The sequence below is a fragment of the Undibacterium sp. FW305-107 genome, from assembly GCF_058788535.1.
Genome location: NZ_JBYTAV010000002.1, coordinates 129,045 through 151,377, shown reverse-complemented (window position 1 = coordinate 151,377; position 22,333 = coordinate 129,045). Strand labels below are relative to the sequence as shown.

Annotated in this window: 17 protein-coding genes; 6 read left to right on the top strand and 11 right to left on the bottom strand. The window is 50.2% G+C overall.

Annotated features, from left to right (window positions below):
* Positions 1-51: 51 nt before the first annotated feature.
* From AC3WQT_RS04700 to AC3WQT_RS04685, 4 genes are all read right to left on the bottom strand, one after another.
* Positions 52-3,066 carry a DUF4982 domain-containing protein gene (locus tag AC3WQT_RS04700; protein ID WP_492702673.1) on the bottom strand — a complete coding sequence of 1,005 codons (3,015 nt, stop codon included), beginning with the start codon at positions 3,064-3,066 and terminating at the stop codon, positions 52-54.
* A 218-nt stretch (positions 3,067-3,284) separates the two neighbouring features.
* On the bottom strand, positions 3,285-4,622 hold the full coding sequence (gene gudD / locus AC3WQT_RS04695; protein WP_492702672.1) for a glucarate dehydratase: 1,338 nt from the start codon (positions 4,620-4,622) through the stop codon (positions 3,285-3,287).
* Positions 4,623-5,063: 441 nt separating this feature from the next.
* On the bottom strand, positions 5,064-5,795 hold the full coding sequence (locus tag AC3WQT_RS04690; RefSeq protein WP_492702671.1) for a site-2 protease family protein: 732 nt from the start codon (positions 5,793-5,795) through the stop codon (positions 5,064-5,066).
* Positions 5,796-5,836: 41 nt separating this feature from the next.
* Entirely contained in the window at positions 5,837-6,718 is an 882-nt protein-coding gene (locus AC3WQT_RS04685; RefSeq protein WP_492702670.1) for a DUF2167 domain-containing protein, read from the bottom strand.
* A 262-nt stretch (positions 6,719-6,980) separates the two neighbouring features.
* Here AC3WQT_RS04685 and AC3WQT_RS04680 point away from each other — a divergent pair, with 262 nt between their 5' ends.
* The 5 genes from AC3WQT_RS04680 to AC3WQT_RS04660 all read left to right on the top strand — a co-directional run bounded on the left by AC3WQT_RS04680 (position 6,981) and on the right by AC3WQT_RS04660 (position 13,064).
* Complete coding sequence (locus AC3WQT_RS04680; protein ID WP_492702669.1) at positions 6,981-8,042, top strand: hypothetical protein; 1,062 nt, start codon at positions 6,981-6,983, stop codon at positions 8,040-8,042.
* Positions 8,043-8,170: 128 nt separating this feature from the next.
* The gene (gene metG / locus AC3WQT_RS04675) at positions 8,171-10,231 is read left to right on the top strand and encodes a methionine--tRNA ligase (protein WP_492702668.1); all 2,061 of its coding nucleotides are present in this window, start codon (positions 8,171-8,173) and stop codon (positions 10,229-10,231) included.
* Between the two features lie 17 nt (positions 10,232-10,248).
* A complete protein-coding gene (locus AC3WQT_RS04670) occupies positions 10,249-10,728 on the top strand; it encodes a GNAT family N-acetyltransferase (RefSeq protein WP_492702667.1) in 480 nt (159 codons plus the stop codon).
* Between the two features lie 186 nt (positions 10,729-10,914).
* Positions 10,915-12,747, top strand: coding sequence for an aminopeptidase P family protein (locus AC3WQT_RS04665; RefSeq protein ID WP_492702666.1), 1,833 nt, complete (start codon positions 10,915-10,917; stop codon positions 12,745-12,747).
* 77 nt (positions 12,748-12,824) lie between these two features.
* A complete protein-coding gene (locus AC3WQT_RS04660; protein WP_492702665.1) occupies positions 12,825-13,064 on the top strand; it encodes a pentapeptide repeat-containing protein in 240 nt (79 codons plus the stop codon).
* A 58-nt stretch (positions 13,065-13,122) separates the two neighbouring features.
* On the opposite strand, the gene phoR is transcribed toward AC3WQT_RS04660, so the two are convergent.
* From phoR to pstS, 7 genes are all read right to left on the bottom strand, one after another.
* Positions 13,123-14,415, bottom strand: a complete 1,293-nt coding sequence (gene phoR, locus AC3WQT_RS04655) for a phosphate regulon sensor histidine kinase PhoR (protein WP_492702664.1) — start codon at positions 14,413-14,415, stop codon at positions 13,123-13,125.
* Between the two features lie 180 nt (positions 14,416-14,595).
* On the bottom strand, positions 14,596-15,282 hold the full coding sequence (gene phoB, locus AC3WQT_RS04650) for a phosphate regulon transcriptional regulator PhoB (RefSeq protein WP_492703110.1): 687 nt from the start codon (positions 15,280-15,282) through the stop codon (positions 14,596-14,598).
* A 9-nt stretch (positions 15,283-15,291) separates the two neighbouring features.
* Entirely contained in the window at positions 15,292-16,002 is a 711-nt protein-coding gene (gene phoU / locus AC3WQT_RS04645) for a phosphate signaling complex protein PhoU (RefSeq protein WP_492702663.1), read from the bottom strand.
* A gap of 111 nt (positions 16,003-16,113) precedes the next feature.
* Entirely contained in the window at positions 16,114-16,893 is a 780-nt protein-coding gene (gene pstB / locus AC3WQT_RS04640) for a phosphate ABC transporter ATP-binding protein PstB (RefSeq protein WP_492702662.1), read from the bottom strand.
* A 13-nt stretch (positions 16,894-16,906) separates the two neighbouring features.
* Entirely contained in the window at positions 16,907-17,779 is an 873-nt protein-coding gene (gene pstA / locus AC3WQT_RS04635) for a phosphate ABC transporter permease PstA (RefSeq protein ID WP_422950471.1), read from the bottom strand.
* Positions 17,779-18,723 (bottom strand): phosphate ABC transporter permease subunit PstC, encoded by a 945-nt coding sequence (pstC, locus tag AC3WQT_RS04630; RefSeq protein ID WP_492703109.1) that lies wholly within the window; start codon positions 18,721-18,723, stop codon positions 17,779-17,781. Before pstC ends, pstA begins: the two co-directional genes overlap by 1 nt.
* A 187-nt stretch (positions 18,724-18,910) precedes the next feature.
* Positions 18,911-19,954, bottom strand: coding sequence for a phosphate ABC transporter substrate-binding protein PstS (gene pstS, locus AC3WQT_RS04625; protein WP_492702661.1), 1,044 nt, complete (start codon positions 19,952-19,954; stop codon positions 18,911-18,913).
* Between the two features lie 241 nt (positions 19,955-20,195).
* On the opposite strand from pstS, the gene ppk1 reads away from it, so the two are divergent.
* Positions 20,196-22,331, top strand: coding sequence for a polyphosphate kinase 1 (gene ppk1, locus AC3WQT_RS04620; RefSeq protein ID WP_492703107.1), 2,136 nt, complete (start codon positions 20,196-20,198; stop codon positions 22,329-22,331).
* The last annotated feature ends 2 nt before the right edge of the window (positions 22,332-22,333 follow it).

The window sequence follows — 22,333 nt, the reverse complement described above, 5'->3', positions numbered from 1 at the left end:
AACCAAGAACAATTAATCTGCTGGTCACAGTAGATTAACTGTTCTTGTTATTTAATGCAGCGTCTCATAGAACTCTGCCTCAATAATCGACAGCGCTCCTTTGGCAACGACTTTGGCACCAGTATCCGTATTCTTTTGATTAGCGACCTCTTGCATGGCAAATGCCCTATCACTGTCCGTTGCCATACCGGTCAATTCCACTTTGACGACATTGCCCTGTACAGCTTTCAAAGGCAGGCTGACATAACCCAGGCTCTTGGGTGTCAATCCCTCATACACCAGCTTGCCATCGACGCTGATACGTATGGGGTAACTGCGCTCGCGCCAGCCAGTGAATTTGAAAACTGCTTCTGTCAGGGTGGCGGGACGCATCAGTTCATAGGCTATCCATGCCTCACCCGGCAGGCTGCCACTATGCCAGGCGGTAGTTTCATCGTCATCAAAAGACTTTGCTGTAGCATCGACATTACTACCCGCTGTGACCTTTGCAATATCCATCGCCAGGCGTGATGCTTTGAATGAAGCTGTAGCCGGCGTCGGGCCACGTCCCAGGTAGGAAGGCAATTGCGCACTGGCCAATTGCGTGCCCAGACCGGCATTCACTTTCACCGGAATTGAGGTAATTTCCAGGCTGGCTGATTTCAAGCCGACAGCGGTGGCTGTCAGGCGTATTTTCCCGGCCTGGGTAGTGCTGCGTATCAAAACGCGATTGACACCGCCCTCCACTGGCAGACTGGAGGACAGGATGAAATTATTTTCACCTTGCGCGATGCCACCGCGCCATTCTGCCGGACCATCCAGTTTGAAATCAACCAGGTTCAATGCCACAGGATTTCGCTGGCCGTTTGCGTCAACCACCTCGACTTCCACCAGCGCCAGATCTGCGCCATCGGCACGCAAACCCGTTGGTGCAGACCTAACGTTCAAACGCAAGGCAGCTGGCTCACCTGCTGTTTTCAATACGGTTTCACAAAGCTTTTTGCCATCTGCGGCATAACCAACGGCACGCAATTCGCCAGCCTGCCAATTCACATCCTTGAAGCTGAACAGGAAGCGCGAACTCTGCTCACCCTTGCCGAGGGATTTACCATTCAGGAACAATTCCACTACATCCGCGCTGGATATTACCGTGATTGCTTTGGTGGTCGCTGGCGTGTAATTCCAGTGGCCAATGATATGTATGCGTGGCCGCTCAATATCCACCCAACCATCCCAGATAACTTGATGCGCATAGAAGCCGTCTTTGGGGATGCGCATGGCATCAACCTCGCCACTGCGACGATAATTTTCTGCACCGCGATGGTGGGTATTGGTATCAGAGAAAACGATATTGACGCCGCCGCTGCTGACCCGTTTGCCAGTGCCCGGACGCTCACGCCAGTAGTCATACCAGCGCTGCACATCTTCTATGGCATGGGAATCCTGATTGCGGTTATAGATGCTGGCATCCTGCCCTTTGTGCAGAGGGCCATCACCATCCTTGTGATACGGGGCAGTGTAGTTATCCCAGTATTTTCGCAGACCTTCATCACGCGAATATTCCATGGCCCAGAATGGCAGCCTGGCACTCTTATTGATGTAGAGCATTTCACCGCCATATTCCGCCACCTGACTATTCAGCATTTCCCGGCTGCCAGCAGCGCGCCCGCCATATGGGTCATACTGATCACGTATGGCTTTCATCTCGCGCATATGGGCTTCGCTGATACCCTTGTTGCCGGATTCATAGAAAAGAATGCTGGGATTATTGCGGTTATAAATGACTGCATCCCGCATCAATGCCACCCTTTGTTCCCAGCGACGGCCATCGACATCTGCTTCAGAGTCACCTGCTGGCATGGCTTGTATCAGCCCGACCCTGTCGGCAGATTCCACATCCTGCTTCCACGGTGTCACGTGCATCCAGCGCACCAGGTTGCCATTGCTTTCTACCATTAACTGATTGCTATAGTCGCTTAACCAGGGTGGCACTGACATGCCAACTGCTGGCCATTCATTCGAAGTACGTTGTGCATAGCCGTGCACTTGCAGTACACGGTCATTCAGTTTGATCATGCCATTCGCAAATTCAGTTTTGCGAAAACCGGTGCGGGTGTGTACGGTATCCACCGCGCGGCCATTCACTTTCAGCGTTGTGCTGACATCGTAGAGATAGCCATAACCCCAGCTCCAGAAATTCAGTTTGCCTACGCGTGCTGCGGCTTTTACATTCGCAGTCTGTCCAGCGTCTATAGTTAGTGCCGGGCTGGCAAATGCAGCGACTTTTTTGCCATCTGGATCAGTGATGACAACTTCATAGACAAGCTTGCTGGCTACCCTCGTTTCATTCCTGACCTGGGACTCTGCAGTAATCGTGGCGGCCTTGCCAGCCACATCAAAATCCTGCGCATAGATGTAAGTGCCGGTAGTACCCAGATTGGAATATAAGGGCAAGGTCTGGTACAGGCGGCCACTCAGGTGCAGGCGGATATTCTTGGGGATGCCACCATAATTCGCATTGAAATTATAGTTAGACCATTGATAGCGCTGGTTAGTCGCTTTTTCACGGTAATCCCAGGCATTGTCGGTGCGCACTGCAATGGTATTTGCACCCTCAGTCACGGCCTCGCTGATATCGACGCCAAAGGCCATGACGCCGTTTTCATGCAAGGCAAGGGATTTGCCATTCACAAAAATTTCTGCCGCCTGGCGCACGCCTTCAAATTCAAGGAAGACCTTGCCCGCCAAAGCACCGGCAGGCAAACTGAAACGCTTGCGATACCAGACGATGCCAGTCGACAAATCAGCGATATCTTTTTTAAAGGCTTCATCTTCGTTCCATGCGCGTGGCAGAGTAACCGCCTTCCAGCTAACATCATCAAATGCAGGGCTGGCTGCGCCTGGTGCATCGCCGACAAATAGTTTCCAGCCAGGGTTGAAGTCATAGGTACTGCGCGCCAGGATAGCGGGACTAGTTTGTGCTGCCTGCAGCATATCCGTATGCAATCCCGCATACAAACCTATAAGCAGGAATAAGAAGCTGCTGACAAATGGCCGCAGTGCCCGCAGCAATCGTGATGTTCGCATGGAATAGGTACCCATAAATAGTTGAAGTCCAGGCAATCCAGCGCAGGACATGGATCAGGAAAATGTCTGAGAACCTGTTTATGATCTTACTGCGAGAGCGTGATCGGGGCTCATGTGCTGCTAAAAATGCTCATGTACTTAGAGTACATTCCGCTTTTTGCGCTGCGTTTTTGTTACCCTAACCCCGCTGACGCTCGCTACAGATCGTAAACAGGTCCTTATCTCAGCATGCAAGGTTTTTTACGGTCAAACTTCCAGCCAGGTATCAGGTATTGCATTGCCACTGCATCATCCCGTGCGCCCAGCCCCATGCTGCGATACAGGCGATGCGCGCGCTCTACTTCGGCCATGTCCAGCTCCACACCCAGTCCCGGCGTTTGCGGTACCTGCACCATGCCGTCAATAATTTGCAAAGGCTGCTTGCCTAGCCGCTGGCCATCCTGCCAGATCCAGTGGGTATCAATTGGCGTGATTTCACCAGGTGCCGCGGCGGCTACATGGGTGAACATAGCCAGAGAAATATCGAAATGATTATTGGAATGCGAGCCCCAGGTCAACCCCCATTGCTGGCACAACTGCGCGACCCTGACGGCCCCGCGCATAGTCCAGAAATGTGGATCAGCCAATGGGATATCCACTGCCTGCAAACGCACTGCATGATCAAGTTCACGCCAGTCAGTGGCGATCATATTGGTTGCCGTTGGCAAGCCCGTTGCACGTTTGAACTCGGCCATGACTTCACGGCCTGAAAAACTTCCTTCTTCGCCACAAGGGTCTTCTGCATAAGCCAGTACATCCGCCTTATCACGGCACAGGCGTATGGCATCATTCAGTAACCAGCCACCATTAGGATCGATGGTGATGCGCGCCTGTGGAAAGCGTTCTGCCAATGCAGTGACAGCTTCCATTTCATCTTCGCCACGCAAGACGCCGCCCTTGAGTTTGAAATCATTAAAACCATAACGCTTATAGGCAGCTTCGGCCAGCTTCACAATAGCTTGTGGTGTCATGGCTTCTTCATGGCGTAAGCGCAACCAGTCATCATCGGCGTCGCGGTTGCTGATGTAAGGAAGTTCAGTGCGCCTGCGGTCACCAACAAAAAACAGATAGCCCAACATTTTTACAGCCGTACGTTGTTGCCCTTCACCGAGCAGGGCTGCCACCGGCACTTCCAGGAACTTGCCCAGCAAATCCAGCAAGGCAGATTCGAGTGCTGTAACGGCATGAACAGCAATGCGCAAGTCAAAAGTCTGGTTACCACGCCCACCACTATCCCTGTGTGCAAAGGCATCACGCACACGGTTCAGTATGCCTTGATAATCACCTATGCTTTTACCTATCAGCAAGTCACGGGCATCAAGTATGGTCTGCCGTATCGCTTCGCCACCTGGCACTTCACCAACACCAGTATTACCCAGGCTATCGCTGAGTATCACGATATTGCGGGTAAAAAATGGCCCGTGCGCACCACTAAGATTGAGCAGCATGCTGTCATGACCAGCAACCGGGATGACTTGTAAATTGACGAGGACAGGCGTACTTGAAGGAATGGGCATGGTTCTTTTCATCAAAAATAATGACAAAGCTGAGTGAAGTATTGATGCACAAATGGTAGCGCTATCAATAATGAGCGTCAAGGCTAAACATTATCAATAGAGCCATGCGAAAAACGAGAGGTTTTTACTTATCTCTGCTATGAAACTGGCTTGGTCATCAGGCAGTTCCCATATCAATCAAACTCATGATTTTTTTGCAAAAATGGCGAGATATTGCGGGAAATTGCTTTTCTACCTGGAATTTTGGAAGAGAAATGGTAGCGCAACAAATACCATCTTTTCAGCGCTGAAAAGCGAGGTGGGATAGAAGTGAATGCGTGCAAGCGGCTAAGGCATAGGAACGAGACTATGGTCAAGGGCTGCGTAGAAACAGGCGAATAAATTAAGACCCGCCTTCAATCAGAAAACCCTGCAAGCCTGACACCTTGCAAGGCAATCGGACTACATCCCTTTCACCTGGCGCGCCGCCTGCACCATCTCATGCACATCATTGGTCATGACAGCCAGGAAGCCCAGCAAAATCAGATAATAAGCCGCATAGGTAAAACGTACTTGTGCAGACATATTGTAGTAAGCCTTGTTCTCTTCAGCCTCTGGATCGTATTTCCAGGCGCGCCACAATTGTGGCCATGCCAGAAAACCGATGATGATAAGCATCGGACTTGGGCGGTAGTAAAACAAAGCCAGCAAAACGGGGACGCCGACAAACCAGATCCGCGGCGTCAGCACGGCCGTAATGCGCCCGCCATCAAAGGGGGACAGCGGTATCATATTGAACAGGTTCAAGAAAAAGCCTGAATACGCTACCGCCATCAATAAATCGCTATTGTAATTACGGGCCAGGAAATAACACAGGATAGCCCCGACAGTACCTGCCAATGGCCCGCCGAGGCCAATATATGCCTCGGTTTCTGCATCATGCGGCATGTCTTTCAATTCTATCCAGGCACCCAGAAAAGGGATGAAGGTAGGTAAGCCCACATCCAGCCCACGCTGGCGGGCAGCAATGAAATGTCCCATTTCATGCACGAACATGAGCAAGACAAATCCCACGGCATACCACCAACCAAATATCCAGGCATAGAGTGCAACAGAAATAATCATGGTGCCGCCCGAGGTCAGCAACTTGCTAAACTTGACGCCGGAAAACAGCAGGAGCAGCAACTTCATCATTTTTTATTTTATCCTTGCCCGCAATTCAAATAACTAAAAATTCAAGCTTTCTTGCGCCCAAACAGCTTGCTTATCAATGCACCCAAGCCTACCACGGCAACCAGCGCCAATTTGGCGAACTTGGCAAAGAAAGCGAAGATGATGGCAAACAAACCCAGCTTCTTGGCTGCAACACCGGCCACCAACGCTGCCAAACCATATTCAGCAACTTTATCAGTACTGATATTGAAATCGCTGTAACGCTTGCCATCTGAAAATTCCAGATGTCCCAGCAAATCCTTGGCGATGGCTTTTTGTTGTGGCAAATCGTTCAATGCAGTGACCAGATTCATGCTGATATAGCCTTCACGGCCCAGCGCGTAAGTATTGTAATTAACACCCTGGCTGTCATTGTTGCCTTGTTTGTCTTTGGTAATCGCTGACCATACCAGCCTGTGCGTTGCCGCTTCATAATTAGGTTTCTCAGCCCAGCCCACGAGTTGCATTTCCGGGATGCCGCGCTGACGACGCTCTTTATTGCCCTCTTCCGTACCTTCCTTCAGACTCGTCAACAAGTCGTCGGCATTCCAGTCTTTGGCATCATCATCTTTGATATAGCCGGCTTTTTCATAACGCGCCACGATCATCCAGTTACCGTCTTCGGGAAAAATGGCACCAAGCAAGCTGGGATCAGAAGAATTGCCCATGGCACGCATGATGCGGCCCGCCTGAGGCATGGGAATGAATATTTGGCCGGCAGGTACTTTCAATACAGCCTGATCTATCATTTTGACTTCGGCAGGGCCAGCCTGCATGACTTTTTTTGCTTCGTCGAATGCTGCCTTGACCTCTGCCTCAGTTGCTGCATTTTGCGCATAAGCAAAATGGCTAAAGACTGCGACAAAAAAGGCTATTACCCACTTTAAAAACTGCTTGGCGATCATTTTCATTCCCTATAAATTTATATTTTTGATGAGCAATATGCCATCAGGCATTTGACTATCATTTATTGTGCACAATTAATTTATGGTTTTTGTGATTTTATATACACTTTATTTCCATAAAGTTAAGCATAATGCCTTGAAACATGGGCTAAATCAAATCCATACTAAGGTATTAGGCGCTAAAATAGCGTCCCCAGCTCAGGCTTACCACACAGATAAAAGTGCTTACCATCCCTGGCAAAGAACAAGCACCGGCAGAATCATGACCACTTCCACAAGCAATACCGATACAGATCACACACGGGAACACTTGCCTGCATCTGCAGTAGCAATGGCAGAGCAACATCTGCGCGATGTTCTGCAACTGGCCTTTGAACATACTGATCAGCATCAGGCTGTGGTCGTGTACGACCAGCGCAGCCCTCTGGCGGTGGCACTGACCAATGCCTATCGTGCTTGCTTGCCCAATGCGCGCTTTATCGATTTTGATGCAGAGACACCTGAGCTGATTTTATCGACCTTGAATGCTTTGCATGCATCTGATCTGGCAGTACTGGTACAGTCCACCAATTTTCGCCTCGAAGCTTACAGACTACGGGTGGAGTTATTCAAGCGCGGCCTGAAAGTGATAGAACATCCTCATCTTGCACGCATGGAAGGTGATGAAAACCTGTATTACATAGAGTCGCTGGCTTACGATGCCAACTACTATCGCGGTACTGGCAATGCGCTCAAACAAAAAATCGATAGCGCCAGCGGTGGCGTCGTTGATAGTGGCGGTGCCGAACTGATCTTCAGCGGCCGCTTTGAACCAGCCAAACTCAATGTCGGCGACTATCGCCAGATGAATAATGTCGGCGGTCAATTTCCCATCGGTGAAGTGTTCACAGAATCGGTAGCGCTTGAAGATGTATATGGTCAAATCCGCATCTTTGCTTTTGGCGATACGACATTTACCGTCAATCGCCCGACACAGCCGATCACTCTGGTCGTGGAAAAAGGCCAGGTCACGAATACCATCAATTCCACGCCTGAATTTGATCAGGTGCTGGCCAATATCAGGGCGGACGACAGCGTGGTCTGGGTGCGCGAACTGGGTTTTGGCATGAACAAGGCCTTTTCCAAGGACAAGACCGTGCGCGATATAGGCACTTATGAGCGCATGTGCGGCGTCCATTTGTCCCTGGGCGCCAAGCATGGCAGCTATGCCAAACCGCATATCAAGCGCGGTGAAGGCCGCCATCATGTTGATGTCTTCGCCGTTACCGAAGCGGTAAAACTGGATGATGAAGTTGTCTACAGGAATGGTGCCTGGGTAGTTTGAACAGCATCCATTGGCAAAACAATACGAAAATCCCCTTACTATCCCCTCGGATCAGGGCATAGCGGCTGCAATATGTGCATTCGCTGTTAGAATAATGCTCTTGTCCGTTCATAAAAAGTGCATCAACCATGACCCGTAAGCTGTTTGTTACCACTGCCCTGCCGTACGCTAATGCGCCCTTCCACCTTGGTCACATCATGGAATATATCCAGGCTGACATCTGGGTAAGGCATCAGCGAATGTCGGGTCATGAGGTACATTTCGTCGGCGCGGATGATGCACACGGTGCACCTATCATGATAGCGGCTGAAAAAGCCGGTATCACGCCACAGGCTTTTGTGGCGCAGATCGCTGCCGGACGCAAACAATACCTTGATGGTTTCCATATCCAGTTTGATAACTGGCATTCAACTGATGGCGAAGAAAACCATCAGTTGTCGCAGGACATCTATCGCAAACTGAAGTCTGCCGGTTTTATCACCAGCAAAACCATAGAACAGTTTTTTGACCCGGTCAAAAACATGTTCCTGCCTGACCGCTACATCAAGGGCGAGTGCCCTAAATGTGGTGCCAAAGACCAGTATGGCGATTCCTGCGAAGTCTGCAGTGCCGTGTATGCGCCTACAGAATTGAAGAATCCCTATTCCGTCCTGACCGGTGCAACACCGATCATGAAGTCATCTGAGCATTTCTTCTTTAAACTGTCTGATGAAAAATGCGTGGAATTCTTGCGCGGCTGGGCTTTGAAAGACAATCGCCTGCAATCCGAGGTGGCGAACAAATGCAAGGAATGGCTGGAAGGTGAAGGCGGCCTGGGCGACTGGGATATCAGCCGCGATGCGCCTTATTTTGGTATCGAAATTCCTGACCAACCAGGCAAATATTTCTATGTCTGGCTGGATGCGCCTGTTGGTTACCTGGCTTCGCTGAAAAACTACTTCGGCAAGACAGGTCGTGATTACGATGCCTTCATGGCTGACCCGACGACCGAGCAAATTCATTTCATAGGCAAGGATATTACCTATTTCCATACCTTGTTCTGGCCAGCGATGCTGAAGTTCTCTGGTTATAAAACACCAGACAATGTGTATGCCCATGGTTTTGTGACTGTCTCTGGTGAAAAAATGTCCAAGTCACGCGGCACTGGCATTTCGCCACTACGCTATCTGGAAATCGGCATGAACCCTGAATGGCTGCGTTATTACTTCGCCGCCAAACTGAATGCCAAGGTTGAAGATCTGGACATGAATCCGGAAGACTTCGTTGCGCGTGTCAATTCTGACCTGATCGGCAAATACATCAACATCGCCAGCCGCGCTGCCGGTTTCATCAGTAAGCGTTTTGATGGCGTCGTCGCAACTGACTGGGCAACGGCTGATGATGCCTTCCTCAACAATCTGCGCAATGTAGCGCCAGAAATCAAAGCCTTGTTTGAAGCCCGTGAATACGGCAAAGCCTTGCGCGCTGCGATGGAACAGGCTGATCTGGTGAATGCCTATGTCGATTCCAACAAGCCTTGGGAACTGGCGAAAAAGCCAGAGAACGATGCCAAGCTGCAGGAAGTGTGCAGCCGCTTGCTGGAAGCTTTCCGCATCCTGACCACCTTCCTGAAACCGGTCTTGCCGCAACTGGCAGCACAGGTAGAAACACAATTGAATATCGCCCCGTTGCAATGGGCAGATGTTGCTACGCCGTTGCCACATCTGCACAAAATCAATCCTTACACGCATTTGATGCAAAGGGTAGATTTGAAGATATTTGACGACTTGTTTGATGCACCAGCGCCAGTGACCGCAGTTGCCTCTGAAACTGCAGAAGTTGCAGCTTCTGACATCGAACCACTGGCCGAAGAAATCAAGATTGATGATTTTGCCAAGGTCGATCTGCGCATAGCCAAGATCGTCAATTGCGAACATGTAGAGGGTTCAGACAAACTCTTGCGCCTGACGCTGGACGTGGGCGAAGGCCGCACCCGCAATGTGTTCTCAGGCATCAAATCAGCTTACCAGCCAGAACAACTGATAGGCAAATTCACCGTCATGGTGGCGAATCTGGCACCGCGCAAGATGAAGTTTGGCATGTCAGAAGGCATGGTATTGGCAGCATCGGCTGCAGATGAAAAGGCTAACCCAGGTCTGTATATACTGGAAGCCTGGCCTGGTGCACAGCCTGGCATGCGTGTCCGTTAATATCTTGCCAGCAACGTATGAATATTGTTGTCCGTGAAGCTGCTATCGAAGATGCGCAACTCATCGCGCATCTGACCCGCACTTGCTGGACTGACAAGGTGGCCGCTACCTCCAGCGGCCACCATGAAAGCAGTGAGCGCGTCTGCAATGATTTAATGCAGGGTGGCGGCTTTGTCCTGTTACTGGATGATGAACCAGTGGGCTCGGTACGCTGGCTGCCGCTGGATACAGAAAATAATTGCTGGGAAATGCTGCGCATGGGGGTCTTGCCCGCTTTTCGGGGTGAAGCCCTGTCCCAGCATTTGCTGGAAGCCGTCATTCATGCGGCCCAGGCATCCGGCATAGAAGAATTACGTCTGGGAGTGCGTAGCGACCAGCCCCGTCTGCTGGACTTGTATGCCGCATTCGAGTTTGAACTCGCGCCCGAGCTTGAATATTCCCACGCCAATCCGAATGAGCCTGCCCCGCATGTTATGCGGCGATTCCTGAAAAACTAAAGAAATCGGCATACTTGCTCATATCTAATATATTTTAGGTATACTCCTCTACGGTTTTGTTCATCCAGACGAGTGCTGGCATTTAAGCAACAACTTAAGCAATGCAGCCAAACTCGACCTGTATTTACAGTGCCTTCGTATTAAACTTATCCTCACTCCTGTCTATCCTGCTTTGGAAGTACATCCATGAACAGCCCTATTAGCCCTTCCGCCATCACATCTCCCATCCCTGCCCGCCTGGTGCAATTACGCGCTGCCATGCAGGCACAGGGGCTAGATGCCTACATCGTGCCATCTTCCGACCCGCATCTGTCAGAGTATTTGCCTGATCGCTGGCAGGGCCGCAGCTATTTCTCTGGTTTTACTGGTTCGGTAGGTACGCTGATCGTTACTGCTGATTTCGCAGGCCTCTGGGTAGACAGCCGCTACTGGAGTTCAGCAGAGGTAGAACTGGCACCAACTGGCATCAAGATGATGAAAATCGCCTCGGCAGCAGCTACTTTGTACATAGACTGGCTGGCCAGCAATCTGCAGGCGGGGCAAACTGTTGGCGTAGATGGCGCTGTATTGGGGTTGGCAACTGCCAGGGCACTGGAGCAGGCTTTGCAAAGCAAGGGCATCACATTCAATACCAGCCACGATCTTTTAGATAAAGTGTGGGACGAACGCCCCAGCTTGCCGCAGGCTGCCATCTATGAACATGCAGCACCGTATGCCGTAGTCGCCCGCGCCAACAAACTGGCGATGATACGCGAGCAGATGCGAAGCAAAAACGCAGACTGGCACTTTGTTTCCACGGTCGATGACCTGGCCTGGATCTTCAATTTGCGTGGTGCAGATGTCAGCTATAACCCGGTATTTGTTGGCCATGCCCTGATCAGCCAGACTGAGGCAAAACTGTTTGTATCCGAAGGAAAAGTCCCGGCAGAACTGGCAGCCATATTGGCAAAAGATGGCGTTAACCTGGCAGACTATAGCGAAGCAGCGTCCGCACTGGCAGCCCTGCCTGCAGATAGCAGTATCATGATAGACCCGCGCAGGATCACTTATGGTTTCCGCCAAAGTATTCCGACAAGCGTCACAGTCATCGAAGCGATCAACCCATCTGTATTTGCCAAATCCCGCAAGACGGCAGAAGAAGCGCAGTTTGTTCGTGAAGCCATGGAACAGGATGGTGCAGCACTATGTGAATTCTTCACCTGGCTGGAAGATACATTAGGCAAGCAACGCATCACTGAGCTGACCATAGACGAAGAAATCTGCGCTGCCCGTGCCCGCCAGCCGCACTTTGTTTCACCCAGTTTTAATACCATTGCTGGCTTCAATGCCAACGGTGCCATGCCACATTACCGTGCAACCAAAGAATCGCACTCCGTCATCGAAGGTGATGGCCTGCTGCTCATCGACTCTGGTGGTCAGTACCTGAATGGTACGACGGACATTACCCGCGTGGTACCCGTAGGCCAGGTATCAGAAGCGCAAAAGCGTGATTTCACCCTGGTATTGAAGGGTATGATCAATCTTTCGCAAATGCGTTACCCACGTGGCACACTGTCACCCATGCTTGACACGGTAGCGCGCGCGCCTATCTGGGCCGACGGCGTTAACTATGGTCACGGCACTGGTCACGGCGTAGGCTATTTCCTGAATGTGCATGAAGGCCCGCAGAGCATTTCCCCCGCAATAGCAGAAGCGCATATGGCGATGGAACCTGGCATGATCACATCCAATGAGCCGGGCATCTACCGCCCTGGCAAATGGGGCGTGCGCATAGAAAATCTGCTGTTGAACGTGCCTGCCTTGCAAACCGAATTTGGTGAGTACCTGGAATTTGAAACCCTGACACTCTGTCCTATAGACACTCGCTGCATCACTATAGAATTAATGCGCGAAGACGAAATTAAATGGCTCAATGATTACCATACTACAGTCTTGCAGCGCCTGTCGCCACGTGTCAGCGGTGCTGCACTGGAATGGCTGAAGGAAAGAACCCAAGCCCTGCTGCGTTCAGCCAATTAATCTAAACGGCTGACATTCTTACCTGCTCACTGTCACGGCAGTGGGTGATCATCAATTTCAATGTAAAGAGGCAAGCGATGGAAGACAGCAAACTTTTGCAGGGCAGGAATTTTCATAATATGGATTTGACTGGCTCCAACTTCGGCCAGGTACAGCTACGCGGCAGTAATTTCCGTAGTGTTGATATGGAAGGCTGTCGGTTCGCCGATATCTCATTCAAAGATGTGCTCATAGAGAGCAGTGAACTTAGTGGCATGAAAATCAATGGCATTTTGGTTTCCGAGCTGCTACGCGTGTATCAGCAAGGTCAACAATAAGAAAAGCCGCATAAGCGGCTTTTCTTATTTTAGGGCCCTGCTTTTTTATGTACTGGTTTTATACACTAACTACAGAACCCGGAAACTGCACACAGAATTTACTACCCACATCCGGCGTAGATTCGATCAACAAATTCGCCTTGTGCCTGAGCAGCACATGCTTGACAATCGCCAGGCCCAGACCAGTCCCCTGGGTTTCGCGGGAACGGCTTTTATCGACGCGGTAAAAGCGTTCAGTCAGGCGCGAGATATGTTCGGCACTAATACCTATGCCATCGTCCTGCACCGCAAATTTGGGGCCATTCGCAGTATCTATCCAGCTGATCTTGATGTTGCCGTTTTCAGGCGTATAACGGATCGCATTTGTCACCAGATTGGTCAGTGCACTGCGTATTTCATCATTACTGCCACGGATGTCCGGGCCTGTGCATTCCAGCGTGATCTTGTGCTTGCCAGCAGACAGTGCATGCGCTTCCTGCATGATCTGCTCCAGCAAACCCTGCATGCTGATACGCTCAGGCCGCGGCGGATAATCAACGGACTCCAGTCTGGTCAGGGTCAGCATGTCTTCTACCAGACGCTGCATGCGCTCACCCTGCTCTGTCATCAGTTTCAGATGCATATTGCGGGTCTGGTTATCCAGGTCAACCTGCATGGAAGCAATTTCCAGGAAACCATTGATGACAGTCAGCGGTGTGCGCAGCTCATGCGAGGCATTGGCAATAAAGTCGCGCCGCATCATGTCTATGCGTTCTGATTCAGTCACATCATGGGTCACCAGAATCTGACGGCGGTTTTCAAACGGGATGATATGGGCAATCAGCTTGCGGTCACGGAAGGACAGCGTCAAGGGTGTTTCATAACGTCCGAGGATAATGTAATCCATGAATTCAGGGCTGCGTACCAGGTTGGTCACGCGCATGCCCTTGTCCTGCGCATGGCTCAGGCCCAGATGGCTTTCCGCTGCCGGGTTGCACCATTCCAGAAACAATACATCATCCATAATGACAACGCCATCAGGCAAAAGCGTCATTGCCTGGCGAAAACGTGCCAGCCACTCTGCCAGTTCAGCCTGGTTCTTTTCATCATCACGGCGCAATTTATACAGGCGTGAAAATATGTCAGTCCAGGCACCCCAGCCATCAGGCAAACGTGAGCTGTTAGGATTGTCCAGCCAGTCAGCCAGGCGCTGCAAATAAAATAGCTGGACACAAAACAGGGTGACCATACCGATCAATCCCAATACCAAACCTGTCACAGGCCCCCACAGATAGATAGCAGATGCGGCTCCCATGAGAACCAGGAAGATACGTACAAATGCAGAAATCCAGAAAATAAGGCGTGGAGACATAGTGTGTCCTGAGGGTCCTCTTTATTGCTTGAAATATAATGCGCAAATGTAATGATATAGGTTTTGCTGATATCAGTGAGCAATGTTTGCAGTCAATTCCCAAACAGGAAAAGCCATGCCACACTGCATACAGGTGATGCAGTGCGCTATACAGCAAATAGCATTACCGGATGTACCAGTTTATTTTTCAGACAGCATGTAGCCAACGCTACGCACGGTCTTGATGAGGGATTCAGCATTCTTCAAGACTTTACGCAAACGCAGTACATGAACGTCTACCGTACGCTCTTCGATGACGACATGGTCACCCCAGACTTTGTCGAGCAACTGGCTGCGCGAAAATACGCGCTCTGGATGTGCCATGAAGAATTTCAGTAATTTGTATTCTGCATGACCAATATCGACCTTGCTGTCTTCTATCTTGACCGTGCAACTGACTGGATCAAGTACAACGGGGCCCGCTGTCAGGGCTGTCTGGGCATGCTCAGGGCTCTTGCGGCGCAGCAGCGCCTTGATCCTGGCTGTCAGTTCACGTGGTGAGAAAGGCTTGGTCACATAATCATCCGCGCCGTGATCAAGGCCCGCGATCTTGTCTTCTTCCATGCTTTTTGCTGTCAGCATGATGACGGGAATTTCATTAAACTGACGGTCTGAGCGTATCTTCGACAAAAGACGCAAACCACTCTGATCAGGCAACATCCAGTCCAGCAAAATCAATTGCGGCGTGCGGCGCTGCAAATATTCCCAGGCTTCTGCTGTCGTGTTGACGGCAAAAGTGTTCCAGCCTGCTGCACGCAGGGAAAAACTGACCAGTTCTACGATTGCCGGTTCATCTTCTACGATGAGTATTGTTGTGTCTGTAGCCATCATTAATAATTAACTCTGTTGTTCCTGCTTGTTTGCTACATAATCTGAATGACGGATATCCTTGCCTTCAACGATGTAAATCGTATGTTCTGCAATGTTCTTGGCATGGTCTCCAATACGCTCTATCGCCTTGGCCACCCACAGAGCATCCAGGGAAGATGATATTGTACTTGGGTCTTCCATCATGAAAGTAATCAGATTGCGCATGATGGAGCGGAAATCATTGTCGATCAAGGCATCCTGTGCAATCAATTGCACAGCCTTGCCACCGTCAAGACGGGCAAACGCATCCAGAGACTGGTGCAACATGTCTGCCACGCTGCTGGCCAGCACTCGTACGGTTTCATAACCGCTGAACATGGGTACGCCACGCTTGCTGGTTGCCGCATCCCTGGAGATACGGGCAATTTTAGTTGATTCATCGCCTATGCGCTCAAGATCAGTAATGACCTTGCCGGTCGCCATGACAGTACGCAAGTCATTCGCTGCGGGTTGACGCTTGACGATCAGGTGGCTGCACATATCATCCAGCGCCACTTCCAGGCGATTGACTTCGAGGTCAGACTGGATCACGGCTTCTGCCTGCACTGCATTACCGGTACGGAAGCAGGACATGGCATCATGAAAATGGCTTTCCACCAAGCCGCCCATCAACAAGACCTTGGAGCGTATTGTCTCCAGGTCCATATCATATTGTTTTGAAGAGTGTTCGCCTGTCACAGGTTTCTCCTGAATGCGCAATTGCAAAATGTAAACGTAAACGTCGCAGTTTTATGCAGCATCACTTATCCACGCATTTGCATGGATAAGTATGTGCACCGTGCGTCGTTGTTAGCCGAAACGGCCAGTAATATAGTCTTGAGTCTCTTTCTTCACTGGGTTCATGAAGATATGATCAGTTTCACCAAATTCGACCAGTTCACCCAGGTACATATAGGCAGTATAGTCAGAGCAACGCGCCGCTTGCTGCATATTATGAGTAACGATGGCGATGGTGTATTCCTCTTTCAACTCATTGATCAGTTCTTCGATCTTGACTGTAGAGATAGGGTCGAGCGCTGAGGTTGGTTCATCCAGCAGCAAGACTTCCGGCTTTACGGCAACACCACGGGCAATGCACAGGCGCTGCTGCTGACCACCAGAAAGACTCAGGCCACTCTTGTTGAGCTTGTCTTTAACCTCGGTCCAGATCGCAGCTTTTTTCAGTGCCCATTCAACGCGCTCATCCATTTCGCCCTTGGACAGGTTTTCATACAGACGCACACCAAAAGCGATATTGTCATATACCGACATAGGGAAAGGTGTCGGCTTCTGGAACACCATGCCCACACGAGCGCGCAACAGGTTAATGTCCTGATCTGCGTCAAGGATATTTTTACCGTTGTAAATGATATTGCCTTCAGCGCGCTGACCGGGATACAGGTCATACATGCGGTTCAGAGTACGCAGCAAAGTCGACTTGCCACAACCGGATGGACCGATAAAGGCAGTGACTTTTTTGTCATAGATATTCAGGTTGATATCGCGCAGGCTACGTGTTGCACCGTAAAAGAAATTCAGCCCGCTGATTTCGATTGCTTTTTTCTGTTGGTTGTCTTGAGTAGTAGTCATATCGAGGTCAGTATTAATGCTGTGTTTTTTGGTTAAACAAAGTACGCGACAAAATATTTAAACCGAGGACACTGAAGGTGATCAGCAATGCGCCCCCCCAGGCCAGTTCACGCCAGTTGTCGTATGGACTCATCGCAAACTGGTAAATCACCATAGGCAAATTGGCCATAGGCTTGTTCATGTCGGCATTGAAGAACTGATTGCTGAGAGCGGTGTACAACAAAGGCGCAGTCTCACCGGAGATACGTGCCACAGCCAGCAAAATACCAGTTACGACACCTGCTTTGACGGCGCGCAAACGTATCAGCAAAGCTACTTTCCAGCGGGGTGCACCCAACGCAAACGCAGCTTCACGCAAACTGGTCGGCACCAGACCCAGCATATTGTCGGTAGTACGGACAACCACAGGAATGGCAATCAATGAAATAGCGATACTGCCAGCCCAACCAGAAAAATGCTTGACGTGCGCAACATAGATCGCATACACAAACAAACCTATCACGATGGACGGTGCAGAGAGCATGATGTCTGTCACAAAACGTGTGACGAAACCAAACCAGCTTTTATCGCCATACTCTGCCAGATAAATACCAGCCAGGATACCGATAGGTGTTGAGATCAGGGCGGCACTGACGACCATCACAAAGCTACCAAAGATCGCATTCATCAAACCGCCGCCATCACTGCCTGGGGCAGGCGTTGACTCTGTGAACATGGCTACATTGACGGCACTCAGTCCTTTTGTCATGAGGGTGAACAATATCCACATCAGGAAGAATATACCCAGTGCCATGGCAAATGACGACAAACCTATGCCCAGTTTATGCATCAGCAAACGGCGGCGGTACACCGGGTTGCTGGCCGATTGCATTGTTGAGTTTTCCATTATTTGGCTCCTTCTTTTCTGGACAAGCCCAGCAACATCAGTTTGGCAGCAGACAATACAAAGAAAGTGATGACAAACAAAATCAGGCCAAGCAAGAACAAGGAAGATGTGTGCAAGACTGTTTCTGCCTCTGCAAACTCATTTGCCAGAGTGGAAGCGATACTATTACCGGCAGCAAACAGCGACCAGGACAGGTGATGCGAATTACCGATCATGAAGGTAATTGCCATGGTTTCGCCAAGTGCGCGACCCAGGCCCAGCATGACACCACCCACCACACCTATCTTTGTGTATGGCAGTACGATCTTGCGCACTACTTCCCACTTGGTGCAACCAAGGCCGTAAGCAGATTCTTTCAATACCGGCGGCACCACTTCAAACACATCGCGCATGACTGAAGAAATGAATGGGATAATCATGATCGCCAGGACGATACCGGCTGAGAGCATGCCCATGCCTATCATGGGACCGGAAAACAGCACACCAATCACCGGCAATTTACCCAGCGTAGCAGCCAGGGCTGGCTGTACATATTGCGAGAACAGCGGTGCGAATACAAACAAACCCCACATGCCATAAATAATACTGGGTACACCAGCCAGCAATTCGATCGCCGTACCCAGTGGGCGTTTGAGCCAGTTAGGACAAATCTCAGTCAAAAACAAGGCAATACCAAAGCTGACCGGGAAGGCAATCAGCAAGGCGATGACCGATGTCACCAAAGTGCCAACGATGGCGATCATGCCACCAAACTTGTCATTGACCGGATCCCATTCTATGGTCCAGATGAATGACGGGCCAAATTCCTTCATCGCCGGAATCGAGCGCAGGAATAAAGAAATAATAATACCGACCAGCACCACCATCACAAGGGCGGCGAAAGTAAAGGTCAGTTTATGAAAAAAGAAATCTTGCCAACGCTGGCGGCGCATTACTGCAGCCATTTTCGCAAGGTCGATCTGACCGGCCTGCGGTAGTGCGTTATTAGCGGGTGAGATTGCAGTTGGTGCAGTCATGTTGACGGAGGACATTTGGGTAGTCATGGGTGTCTTTTCCACCGGAAGGTAATCCGGATAGTTCCGGATTACCTTGATCGTTTAGTTCAATTTCTGAACAGGTTGAAACTTTTTATTACCAGAGTGCTTTACCGGAAGCGTCTTTGACTTTTGCTTTCCAGTTATCTTCAATCAGTTTGACCACCGGTGCTGGCAAGGAAACATATTCCAATTCAGCAGCCATTGCGCCACCGTTTTTGAATGCCCAGTCAAAGAACTTCAATACTTCTTTGCCTTTTTCAGCATCAGCCTGTGCTTTGTGCAACAGGATGAAAGAAGCACCAGTGATAGGCCAGGTGATTTTGCCAGGCTGGTTAGTCAATACCAGATACATGCCTGGTGCTTTGTTCCAGTCAGCGCCAGCAGCAGCGGATTTGAAGTTTTCATCATCTGGTTCAGCGAACTGGCCATCAGCATTTTTCAACAAGGTGTAAGTCATCTTGTTTTTCTTCACATAGGCGTATTCAACATAGCCGATGGAATTTCTGATTTGCTTGACGCTGGAAGCCACACCTTCATTACCCTTGCCACCTACACCAACTGGCCACTTAACGGCTGTGGAAGAACCAACAGCAGTTTTGAACTCAGGGCTGACTTTGGTCAGGTAATCTGTCCACAGGAAAGTAGTGCCAGAACCGTCAGAACGGTGTACCACGGTGATGTCTTCTGCTGGCAATTTCAGACCGGCGTTGATGGCTGCGATTTCTGGTGCATTCCATTTAGTGATCTTGCCCATGTAGATGGCGGCCAGTACTTCACCTGTCATCTTCATTTTGCCTGGAGCGATACCATCCAGATTAACCACAGGAACCACGCCGCCGATGATGGCCGGGAATTGCACCAGACCTTCTGTTTCCAGCTCTTCTGCCTTCAAAGGCATGTCAGAAGCACCGAAATCGACAGTTTTTGCCTTGATTTGCTTGATACCGCCACCGGAACCGATGGATTGATAGTTCAGACCGTTGCCACTGGCTTTTTTATAAGCTTCTGCCCATTTTGCATAAATTGGATATGGGAAAGTCGCGCCAGCGCCTGTAATGTCGGCGGCTTGAGCAGCGCCAAATGTTACAGCCACGCCAATTGCAGCGATGAGAGTTTTGACAACACGTTTGATTTGCATGTTCACCTCAGAGTTAAATAACAGTATTCGGTACTACGAAGCGCACTGTACAAGCCAAATATGACAAGATTATGACTTGAAGCAAAGCCTGTGAAATAATTGTACTTGTTATCATTTTTATGTCATAAACTTGTCATTTAAGACGTCTAGAATGTTTGCGTATATATATGACGGCCTTTATGACATGCAAAAAACTATGCCAAATCAGGAAGCACCTTCTTCAACAACAGCGCCGGAAGAAATGAAACAGAAGCCGGACACTGAAATCAAGACGGTAAGCAAGCCAGTCAAACCAGTGGCCTCGGAATTGTCACGTTCGGTGATTTTTCTGGACAGGGAAATGTCACAAATCGCCTTCAACTGGCGCGTCCTGGCGCAGGCAGAAGACCGCAGCATCCCCCTGTTGGAGCGCCTGAAGTATTTGTGCATCGTTGGCAGCAATCTGGATGAGTTCTTTGAAGTCAGGGTCGCCAGCCTGTTAGCACAAAACACCATTGATGGCGAGCTGGTGCAGCACCCCACCTTTCAGGCCATGCTCAAACGCATCAGCGATGAATGTCATCAACTGGCGAAAAGACAATATGAATTGCTGAACCAGGAAATCCTGCCGCAACTTTCTAAAAAAGGCATACACCTGTTACGTCATTCCGAGCGTAATGAAGCCCAACGCGCCTGGGTGAAATCCTATTTTGAACGTGAAGTAAGGCCCTTGCTGACCCCGATAGGCCTGGACCCGGCCCATCCATTCCCGCAGGTGGTCAACAAAAGCTTGAACTTCATCGTTTCGCTGGCAGGTAAAGATGCCTTTGGTCGCGGTACAGCCATTGCCATCGTCAAGGCACCACGCGTTCTGCCGCGCATCATCCGCCTGCCAGATGAATTGTCGAACGACGGCATGGCTTTTTGCCTACTGTCTTCGGTCATACACTCGCATATTGAAGATTTGTTCAATGGTCGTGAAGTGATCAACTATTCACAGTTCCGCGTCACCCGTGATAGCGACCTGTGGGTTGATGAAGAAGAAGTCAAGAATCTGCGCCAGGCCTTGCAAGGTGAATTGCAAACCCGTCAGTTTGGTGCCGCAGTACGTCTGGAAGTCGCAAAAAATTGCCCCGAAAATCTGTCTCGCTTCCTGCTTGAGCAATTTTCACTCGATAGCGACCGCTTGTATCCTGTCGATGGCCCGGTGAACATGGTCAGGCTGGGTGAACTGGTTGATCACGTCAAACAACCGAACCTGCGCTTTCCGCCTTTCTCTGCCAAGGCCATTGGCAAGTATGCGCATGCTGATATTTTCACTTTGCTGCGCAAGCAAGACATACTCTTGCATCATCCTTTCCAGCCTTTCCAGACCGTCATTGATTTCATACGCTCAGCGTCGCAGGACCCTAGCGTAGTCGCCATCAAACAGACCATATACCGCACTGGCATGAATTCTGATTTGATGGAATCCCTGATCACTGCTGCGAGGCTGGGTAAGGAAGTCACCGTCATTGTCGAATTGATGGCACGCTTTGATGAAGAAGCGAATATTAACTGGGCCGACAAATTGCAACGCGCTGGCGCCCAGGTTGTATACGGCGTCGTTGGCCTGAAAACCCATGCGAAGCTTGCACTGGTGATACGCCGCGAAGAAGGCGGTGTTTTGCGTCACTATGCCCATCTGGGCACGGGTAATTATCACCCGTCCACCACGCGCTTTTATACTGATTTTGGTTTGCTGACTGCTCACACGGGCATGGCGGCAGAAGTCAATGAAGTTTTCATCCACCTGACTGGCTTGACCAAACCTAAAAAACTTGATTATCTGTGGCTGGCACCATTTGCCCTGCAACCGCAAATCATCAAAGCCATACGTAATGAAGCACGCATAGCCCGTGAAGGCCGCCCTGCCCGCATCATCGCCAAGATGAATGCCCTGCTCGATGAATCTGTTATCCGTGCACTATATGCTGCGTCGGCAGATGGTGTGAAAATTGACCTGATCATACGCGGTGCCTGCGCCTTGCGCCCTGGTGTACCTGGCTTGTCAGAAAATATCAAGGTGCGTTCCATCATAGGCCGCTTCCTGGAGCACAGTCGTATCTATTACTTCCGTAATGATCTCGCGCATGACGTGTATCTGGCCAGCGCTGACTGGATGAACCGCAATCTTTTCCGTCGCATAGAAGTTGCTTTCCCGGTACTGGAAAAGTCATTGAAAAAACGTGTCATTTCCGAAGGCCTGGAACCCTATCTGAAAGATAATGTGAATGCCTGGACACTGGATTCGGATGGTCGTTACGAGCGCAAGAAAACCCGCGCCAAACAAGTCCGCTTCTGCGCCCAACAACATTTGATGCAAACCCTGGGTTCCTTATCTGAGGTGGAAGAGTAATA